This is a genomic window from Pseudomonas sp. NBRC 111127, from assembly GCF_001320345.1.
Classification (GTDB): Bacteria; Pseudomonadota; Gammaproteobacteria; order Pseudomonadales; family Pseudomonadaceae; genus Aquipseudomonas; species Aquipseudomonas juntendi.
Genome location: NZ_BCBD01000204.1, coordinates 1 through 8,872 on the forward strand (window position 1 = coordinate 1; position 8,872 = coordinate 8,872).

At 64.1% G+C, this 8,872-nt stretch carries 8 protein-coding genes; 4 read left to right on the top strand and 4 right to left on the bottom strand.

Annotation, left to right across the window (positions count from 1 at the left end):
• The coding region (locus APH30_RS24765; protein ID WP_054914034.1) for a PLP-dependent aspartate aminotransferase family protein at positions 1 to 852 on the bottom strand (852 nt) is incomplete at its 3' end.
• A 90-nt stretch (positions 853 to 942) separates the two neighbouring features.
• Here APH30_RS24765 and APH30_RS24770 point away from each other — a divergent pair.
• A complete protein-coding gene (locus tag APH30_RS24770) occupies positions 943 to 1,404 on the top strand; it encodes an Lrp/AsnC family transcriptional regulator (protein ID WP_009686813.1) in 462 nt (153 codons plus the stop codon).
• Positions 1,405 to 1,540: 136 nt separating this feature from the next.
• On the opposite strand, the gene APH30_RS24775 is transcribed toward APH30_RS24770, so the two are convergent.
• Positions 1,541 to 3,871: an FdhF/YdeP family oxidoreductase gene (locus APH30_RS24775; protein ID WP_054914029.1), complete on the bottom strand. Its 2,331-nt coding sequence runs from the start codon at positions 3,869 to 3,871 to the stop codon at positions 1,541 to 1,543.
• A 236-nt stretch (positions 3,872 to 4,107) separates the two neighbouring features.
• Here APH30_RS24775 and moaA point away from each other — a divergent pair, with 236 nt between their 5' ends.
• A complete protein-coding gene (moaA, locus tag APH30_RS24780) occupies positions 4,108 to 5,112 on the top strand; it encodes a GTP 3',8-cyclase MoaA (RefSeq protein ID WP_082416254.1) in 1,005 nt (334 codons plus the stop codon).
• 20 nt (positions 5,113 to 5,132) lie between these two features.
• Positions 5,133 to 6,032: a bestrophin family protein gene (locus APH30_RS24785; protein ID WP_054914031.1), complete on the top strand. Its 900-nt coding sequence runs from the start codon at positions 5,133 to 5,135 to the stop codon at positions 6,030 to 6,032.
• A 110-nt stretch (positions 6,033 to 6,142) separates the two neighbouring features.
• On the opposite strand, the gene moaB is transcribed toward APH30_RS24785, so the two are convergent.
• Positions 6,143 to 6,682, bottom strand: coding sequence for a molybdenum cofactor biosynthesis protein B (gene moaB, locus APH30_RS24790; RefSeq protein ID WP_029888079.1), 540 nt, complete (start codon positions 6,680 to 6,682; stop codon positions 6,143 to 6,145).
• Positions 6,683 to 6,964: 282 nt separating this feature from the next.
• On the opposite strand from moaB, the gene APH30_RS24795 reads away from it, so the two are divergent.
• The gene (locus APH30_RS24795) at positions 6,965 to 7,852 is read left to right on the top strand and encodes a LysR family transcriptional regulator (protein ID WP_054914032.1); all 888 of its coding nucleotides are present in this window, start codon (positions 6,965 to 6,967) and stop codon (positions 7,850 to 7,852) included.
• Here APH30_RS24795 and APH30_RS24800 read toward each other — a convergent pair.
• Entirely contained in the window at positions 7,840 to 8,622 is a 783-nt protein-coding gene (locus tag APH30_RS24800; protein ID WP_054914033.1) for an AraC family transcriptional regulator, read from the bottom strand. The genes APH30_RS24795 and APH30_RS24800 overlap by 13 nt on opposite strands.
• Positions 8,623 to 8,872: the final 250 nt, after the last annotated feature.

Here is an 8,872-nt window from a genome sequence, read left to right on the forward strand (position 1 = left end):
GTAATACACCTGCTCCACCTGCGCGTGGTTTTCCAAAAAGCGCGCCACCTGCAGGGCATTGGCGCACTGGCGCTCCATGCGCACATCCAGGGTCTTCAGGCCACGCAGGGCCAGGTAGCAGTCGAACGGCCCCTGCACCGCGCCGATGGCCATGCTGATGCGGCGCAGGCGCGCCAGCAGCGCGTCATTGGCCGCGACCACCACCCCGCCAGTCAGGTCGGAGTGGCCGCCAATGTATTTGCTGGCCGAGTGCATCACCAGGTCCACCCCAAGGTTGATCGGGCGCTGGTTCCACGGCGAGCAGAAGGTGTTGTCGATGCAGGTCAGGATGCCCTTGGCCCGCGCCAGGTCGCACACCGCCTTGATGTCGACCAGGTGCAACAACGGGTTGGTCGGCGACTCGATCCAGATCAACTGGGTTTCGGGCTTGATCGCCGCGGCCACCGCGCCCAGGTCGTTGAGGTCGACATAGGTGGTGGTCAGGCCTGAAGTACGGCTGCGGTAGTCTTCCAGGATGCGGAAAGTGCCCCCGTACACGCCGTTCATCACGACCACGTGGGCATCCTTGGGCAGCAGCTCCAGTACCGTGGCGGTGGCATTCACCCCCGAGGCGCAGGCCACGGCACCCACGCCCTCTTCCAGCGCGGCTACGCAGGTTTCGTAGGCATGCCGGGTGGGGTTGCCCACGCGGCTGTAGGAGTACTCCGGCTTGTCGTCGAGGCTGCGTTTGGTGAACGAGCTGGCGGTGACGATGGCCGGGAAAATGGCATTGTCGGCAACACTGAACTGCTCGCCAGCGTGAATGGCACGGGTGGCGAAATTGCGCGGCTTGTCGGACATGGTCAGGCCCATCGGCAGAATGAAAGCTGCCACTATGGCACAAGCCAAATCGCCTGGCCTTGGGGTAACCTGTGAAATATTTTCCGGCACGGCCAGCGCGATATGGACAGCTTCGACCAGCACATTCTTACCCTGCTTCAGCGCGACGCCTCGATGTCGCTCAAGGACCTGGCCGAAGCCGTCAACCTGTCCACCACCCCGTGCTGGAAGCGGGTCAAGCGCCTGGAAGAAGAAGGCTACATACTCGGCCGTGTCGCCCTGCTGGCCCCTGAACGGCTAGGGCTGGGGCTGACGGTGTTCGTCCAGCTCAAGACCCAGCGCCACGACAGCGCCTGGCTGGCGCAGTTTGCCGCGACCGTGACCGGGTTCGAGGAGGTGATGGAGTGCTACCGCATGTCTGGGGACTGGGACTACATGTTGCGGGTGGTGGTGGGGGATATTGCGGCGTATGACCGGTTTTACAAAAAGCTGATTACCAGCACCGAGGGGTTGTCGAACATTACCTCCAGTTTTGCCATGGAGCAGATGAAGTACACCACGGCTTTCCCGGTGAACCGTGGCTGATGGCTGTGGGGCAGTACCGGCCCAATCGCCGGCAGGCCACACAGGGATTGCATCAGGGCTGACAGGTGGTTGCCACACGATATGCAGCGCCTGTTAGATCGAGCGCCGCCCGCGACAGGGCGCTCGCAGCCGCCCGTCAATCCGAAGCCAGCACCGCCGCAATCCGGTTCCCGGCCTTGGCCTTCTCCAGCTTGATCGCCACAAACTTCGAGGTCGGGGTGTACGTCCCCTCGCCATAACTCTCCAGCGGCACCAGCGGGTTGGTCTCGGGGTAGTAAGCCGCCGCCTGCCCTTGCGGCACGTCATACGCCACCAGGCGGAACCCCGACACCCGCCGCTCCACACCATCCTCCCACAGCGACACCAGGTCCACGTGCTCGCCCGGTTCGAAGCCCAGGCGGCGGATATCGGCCTCGTTGACGAACACCACTTCGCGCAGGCCGAACACCCCACGGTAGCGGTCGTCCAGGCCATACAGGGTGGTGTTGTACTGGTCGTGCGAACGCAGGGTCTGCAAGATCAGGTCGGGCTTGTCCCCGCGGGCCAGCACCTTGGCGTTGACCAATGCCTCGGGCAGCGTGTGGGGCATGAAGCGCGCCTTGCCGGTGGCCGTGCGGAAGTTGCGCTCGGCAGCGTGGTTACCCAGGTGGAACCCGCCAGGGCTGTTCAAGCGCTCATTGAAACGCGCGAAGCCAGGGATGACGTCGGCAATCATGTCGCGGATGCGGTTGTAGTCGGCCACCGCATAGGCCCAGTCGATCGGCTGGTTGCCCAGCGTGGCCTTGGCCATGCCGGCGATGATCCATGGCTCCGAACGCATGTGCGGCGAGCGCGGGCGCAACTGGCCATGGGAGAGGTGCACCATGCTGAAGGTGTCTTCCACGGTCACGCCCTGGGGCCCCGCGGCCTGCAGGTCGATTTCGGTACGGCCCAGGCATGGCAGGATCAGCGCGTCGCGGCCGGTGACCAGGTGCGAGCGGTTGAGCTTGGTGGAAATCTGCACGGTCAGCGCACACTTCTGCAGCGCGGCATGGGTACGCGGTGTATCCGGGGTGGCTTGGGCAAAGTTGCCGCCCAGGGCGACGAACACCTTGGCCCGCCCCTCCTCCATGGCCTTGATCGCCAGCACCGCATTGTGCCCGTGGGCACGCGGCACACGGAAGCGGAAGCGTTTTTCCAGGGCGTCGAGCAGCGCTGCCCTGGGCTTTTCGTCGATGCCCATGGTGCGGTCGCCCTGCACGTTGCTGTGGCCGCGCACCGGCGACAGGCCAGCGCCGGGCTTGCCGACGTTGCCGCGCAAAAGCTGCAGGTTGACGATTTCCTGCACGGTTGCCACCGAATGGCGGTGCTGCGTCACGCCCATGGCCCAGCACATGATGACCCGCTCGGCCTTGCGGTACATACGCGCGGCCAATTCGATCTCGGCCAGGGTCAGGCCAGACTGCTGAACGATGTGTTCCCACGCCGTGGCGTCGACCGCCGCCAGGTAGCCATCGATACCGCTGGTGTGCTCGGCGATGAAGGCGTGGTCGAATACCGGCGGTTCGCCCTTGGCCTGGGCCTCGCGTTCCCACTGCAACAGGAACTTGGCAATACCGCGCATGGCCGCCATGTCGCCACCCAGGGCTGGGCGGAAGTACGCGCTGGAAGTCGGCTCGGAGCCATTGCTGAGCATTTCGAACGGGTGCTGCGGGTGCTGGAAGCGCTCCAGGCCACGCTCTTTGAGCGGGTTGAAGCACACCACCTGGGCACCGCGCTTGACCGCTTCACGCAGCGGTTCGAGCATGCGCGGGTGGTTGGTGCCGGGGTTCTGGCCAATCACGAAAATGGCATCGGCCAGTTCCAGGTCGTGAAACACCACGGTGCCTTTGCCCACCCCCAGGGTTTCCGACATGCCCGAGCCACTGGCTTCGTGGCACATGTTGGAGCAGTCCGGGAAATTGTTGGTGCCATAGGCACGCACGAACAGCTGGTAGAGAAACGCCGCTTCATTGCTGGCCCGGCCCGAGGTGTAGAACTCGGCTTCGTCCGGCGATTGCAGTGCGCGCAGGTGCCGGGCAACCAGCTCGAACGCTTCTGCCCAGGTGGTTTCCACGTAATGGTCGGTGGCTGCGTCATAGCGCATCGGGTGCGTCAGGCGGCCTTGGTACTCAAGCCAGTAGTCGGTCTGTTGCTTCAACGCGCTGACGCTGTACTTGGCAAAGAAGGCAGGGTCCACCGAGCGCCCGGTGGCTTCCCAGTTGACCGCCTTGGCGCCGTTTTCACAGAACTTGACCATGTCGCTTTCCGGCGACTCGCCCCAGGCACAGCCAGGGCAGTCGAAGCCGCCGTTCTGGTTGGTCTTGAGCATGGCCCGCAGGTTCTTGAAGGCGTTGTCACTGCCCAGCCAGCTCTTGGTCACGCTTTTCAGCGCCCCCCAGCCGGCGGCGGCGCCTTTGTAGTCCCTGATGTGTTCGTCCTGGCTCATGCGGTGAATCCTCACGCTTCGGTGCTTTGTTTCAGCCTATGGAGCGTGGGGCGGGGCGTCCAATCGAAAGATCTTACGGCGTGATAAGCGCTTTCGATCACGGCAGGCAGGCGACGAGCTGCCAGGCCATATGATAGAGACCGTCGATCATGCAGTCGGACAAAGCAATTTGACGGCCCTGCGCCCAGGTTATAGCTTGGACAGAAATGCCCCCCTTCCCAGACGCGAGCGCGAACGTGGAACAGAACAGCCGGGCCCTGATCGACGGCTTCAACCGGAAAATCGACTACCTGCGGATGTCGGTCACCGACCGCTGCGACTTCCGTTGCGTGTACTGCATGGCCGAAGACATGCAGTTCCTGCCGCGCCAACAGATTCTCAGCCTGGAGGAACTGTTCCAGGTGGCCGAGCGCTTCGTCGCCCTCGGCACCCGCAAAATCCGCCTGACCGGCGGCGAACCCCTGGTGCGCCAGGGCATCGTCGACTTGTGCGGGCGCATCGCCGCCCTGCCCGGCCTGCGCGAACTGTGTCTGACCAGCAACGGCTCGCAGCTTGGCCGCCTGGCCCAGCCGCTGTTCGACGCGGGCGTTACACGCCTGAACATCAGCCTCGACAGCCTGGACGCCGACCGCTTCAAGCAACTGACCCGTACCGGCGACCTGCACCAGGTCATTGCCGGCATCGACGCAGCCCGGCAGGCCGGCTTCAAGCGCACCAAGCTCAACTGTGTGGTGCTCAAGGGCCGCAACGACCATGAACTGGTCGACCTGGTGCGCTTTGCCATCGACCGCGAGCTGGACATCACCTTCATCGAAGAAATGCCCCTGGGGGTGATCAGCGAGCATGAACGTGGTGAGTCGTTCTGCTCCAGCGATGAAGTACGGGCGCTGCTGGCTGAACAGTTCACCCTGGTGGAGTCCACCGAAACGTCGCAGGGGCCGGCCCGTTACTGGCGCCTGGCCGAAGCGGCCAACACCCGGGTCGGCTTCATTTCGCCGCACAGCCACAACTTCTGCGCCACCTGCAACCGCGTGCGCCTGACCGTCGAGGGCCGCTTGCTGCTGTGCCTGGGCAACGAGCATTCGGTAGACCTCAAGCACGTGCTGCGGGCCCACCCGGGCGACCCCGACCGCCTGGAAAAGGCCATCCGCGACTCGCTGCACCTGAAGCCCTACCGCCATCACTTCGAAGTCGGTGGCGACGTGCATATCCTGCGCTTCATGAACATGACCGGCGGCTGAGCAGCTGCCTCTGGATTGCCATGATCGTCCACCCCGCACCCGATGTGTTGCGCGTGTTGTTCACCCTCAAGGGTTCGATCATCAAGCGCATTGCCCTGCGCTGCCTGATGGTCACCCTGCTGGCTGCACTGATCGTGCTGGTCGAGCGCCATTACCCGGCGTTTTTCTACCCGGTCAGCGCCACCCCATTCACCTTGCTGGGCCTGTCGCTGTCGATCTTCATGAGCTTTCGCAACAACGCCTGCTATGACCGTTGGTGGGAGGGGCGCAAGGCCTGGGGCAAGCTGATCATCGAAACCCGCTCGTTCGTGCGTGAGAGCGTGGTGATCGGCGATGAAGCACTACGCCGTGAGCTGCTGCGCAGCCTGTGCGGGTTTGCCCATGCGCTGAATGCGCGGTTGCGCAACGAAGACGACCTGGCTGCTGCCCGCCCATGGTTGCCACGGCCCGAGGCGCTCAGCCCGCACAACGTGTGCGACAGCATCCTGCGTGAGGTGGGCAGCCAATGCTCGCGGCTGGCCGAGCGACAACAGATCAGTGACTGGCGTTACAGCCTGCTGGAGCAGCGGCTGGTGGGGCTGACCGAGGTGCAGGCCACCTGCGAGCGCATCAAGGGCACGCCACTGCCGTTTCCCTACACGCTGTTGTTGCACCGCACCATCTATATCTTCTGCCTGTTGTTGCCGTTTGCCCTGGCCGAGCCGCTGGGCTGGCTGGCGCCGCTGTTCACCACCATCGTGGGGTACACGTTCTTTGGCCTGGATGCGATTGGCAACGAGCTGGAAGACCCGTTCGGGCGGGATGAAAACGACCTGCCGACCGATGCCATGGTGCGGACCGTGGAGCGGGATGTACTGGCGGGGTTGGGGGACCAGCAGTTGCCGCCGGCGTTGTTGCCGGTGGGGCATGTGTTGAGCTAAGGGCCCTATCGCCGGCAAGCCAGCTCCCACAGGTACCACACAGATTTCAGAACCTGTGCAATACCTGTGGGAGCCGGCTCGCCGGCGATAGGGCCGGTACAGGCGAACGATCAGCCCCGGCTTGCACAGGCCTCGATGGGCAGCAGGTGCTTGACGAAGTTGCACGGCCGGTGCCGGGCATCCAGCTGCTCGGCCAGGATCCCCTCCCACGCTGTACGGCAAGCCCCGGTAGACCCCGGCAGGCAGCACACCAGCGTGCGGTTGGCCAGCCCGGCCAGCGCCCGGCTCTGCACGGTCGAGCTGCCGATATCCAGAATCGACAACGCGCGGAACAGCTCGCCAAAGCCATCGACATGTTTGTCCAGCAGGCACCCGACCGCCTCTGGCGTGCTGTCGCGGCCGGTAAAACCGGTACCGCCGGTGATCAGCACCACCTGCACCTGGTCATCGGCAATCCAGGTGGCTACCTGGGCGCGGATCTTGTACAGGTCGTCCTTGAGCAGCGCCCGTGCCACCAGGCGGTGGCCGACCTCTACCGAACGGCTGGCCAGCAGTTCGCCGGAGGTGTCGTTGTCGAAGGTGCGGGTATCGCTGACAGTCAGCACGGCGATGTTCAGCGGTACGAAGACCGCATCGGGTTGGACGCGCACAACAGGAACTCCTTGAATGGCCTTGTCGCCACGCTAAGGGGATGCTCCGAGGGCGTCCAATCGATATGGCGAACCGTTCCATCGACAGGCTCTATCGCTGCCTGGAGGTAGCCGCAGCATCTCACAGGCCCTGCATTTCTTGTGACAAACACCTGTCAGCCCTGACGCGATCCCAGCGGAAGCTGGCTTGCCAGCAACAGGGCCCGCACAGGCACCATCAAACAATGGCCAGCCACCGCAGAGTTGGTTAAGGTCAACACACCCCGCATGCCAGGCACTTCCATGGACATCAAGCAGCTCAAGTTCCTCATCGCCCTCGACCAGACCCGCCACTTCGGCCAGGCGGCGGCGCTGTGCCACATCACCCAGCCGACGCTGTCCATGCGCCTGCGCAACCTGGAGGACGAACTGGACCTGGTGCTGGTCAAACGTGGCCAGCGCTTCGAGGGCTTTACCGAAGCCGGTGAGCGCATCCTGGCCTGGGCCCGCACCCTGCTGGCCGCCCACGACGGCCTGCAGGCCGAAGCCGCCAGTTGCCGGGGCCAGGTGGTCGGCAGCCTGCGCCTGGGCACGGTGCCGCTGGCCAGTTTCAACCCCATGCACCTGCTGCTGCCGCTGCGGGAAAAATACCCGGAGCTGCACTTCCAGCTCAGTTCGCTGAGCTCGGAACAGGTCATCGACGGCCTTAGCCGCAACCAGCTCGATCTGGGCATCTGCTACCTGGACCAGGTCAACACCAGCTTCTTCGATGTGATCGAGCTGGGCATCACCACCATGGGCCTGCTGCATGACACCCGGCACTTCCGGTTTGCCAGCGACAGCTTGCGCTGGGCCGAACTGGGCGACATCCCCCTGGGGTTGTTGAGCAAAGGCATGCACTACCGCCAGTCACTGGACCTGAGCTTTCGCAGCCGTGGCCTGGAGCCCAACGCGGTGCTGGAAAGCGATTCGAGCTTCCAACTGATTCAGGCCATCAACACCGGCATGTGCTGCGCGATCATGCCTCTGGACTGCGGCCTGGAAGACCTCAGCGAGCACTTGCGCATCCTGCCGGTGGCCGACGCCGCGATCCACAGCCCGGTCGGCCTGCTGCTGCGCCGCAGCGAGCCACGTTCGGCCATTGCCGAGCAGTGCTTTGCCGAGACGCAGGCACTGTTTCAGGCGGGCTGATCGCTGGTCGCCTGGCGGTATTGGCGCGGCGTGAAGCCGGTCAGTTGCTTGAACTGGCGGCTGAAGGCGCTGTGGTCGGTGTAGCCGCAGCACATGGCAACCTCAGTGATCGGCAAGTCTGAATGCAGTAGGCGATGGGCGTGCTCCAGGCGCGCCTTGTGGATCATCTGCCGTGGCGTGAGGTGGAATACCCGTTTGCAATAGCGCTCCAGCTGGGCCACCGAAATGCCCGCGATGCGGGTCAGCTCGCGCATGCTTATCGGCTGGTGAAAATGCTGGCGGATATGTTCGTCCACCGCGGCCAGGCGCTGGTACGCAGGGTGGCTGTCGGCCGCTGACTGCAGGTCGACCGAGATGCCGACCAGGCCAATGATCTCGCCCGCCTGGCTGTACAACGGGCGCTTGTGGGTCAGGCACCAGCCTGGCTCACGGCTGCCGTACAGGTGCAGCTCCAGCTGGTCTTCCAGCACCAGGCCCTGCTTGAGCACACGGCGGTCCTGTTCGGTGTAGCCGGGGCCCAGCTGCGCCGGAAACACTTCGGCACTGGTCTTGCCCAGCAACGGCTGCAGGCGCTTCAGGCCACAGCGCTGGACCAAGGTGTTGTTGGCCAGCACGTAGCGGGCGGCCGGGTCCTTGATGAAGATCGCAGCGTTGGGGATGGCGTCGAGGATCGGCAGCAACAGCGAGACACCGGCCAGCAGGGCCTCGAGGGAGGCGGGACGGTGCTGGTCCAGGGAATGGTAGAGGGGTGCCAGGGGGGTGTCGGTCATCTGCTCGATCTCTGTTGGCTTTGTCGGCCCTTTCGCGGGCATGCCCGCTCCCACAGGTACCTCACAAATCCCGAATCCTGTGCTGTACCTGTGGGAGCGGGCGAGCCCGCGAAGAGGCCGGCACTACTCACACATACCTACAGCCCTTATACGGTATGGCCTACAGCCTATTCCCCACCCTTGTGGCTGACCACTGCTTTTTCGCAACTGTGCCGATTTCGTCATGCCCCTTGCAGAAAACCATCAAGAA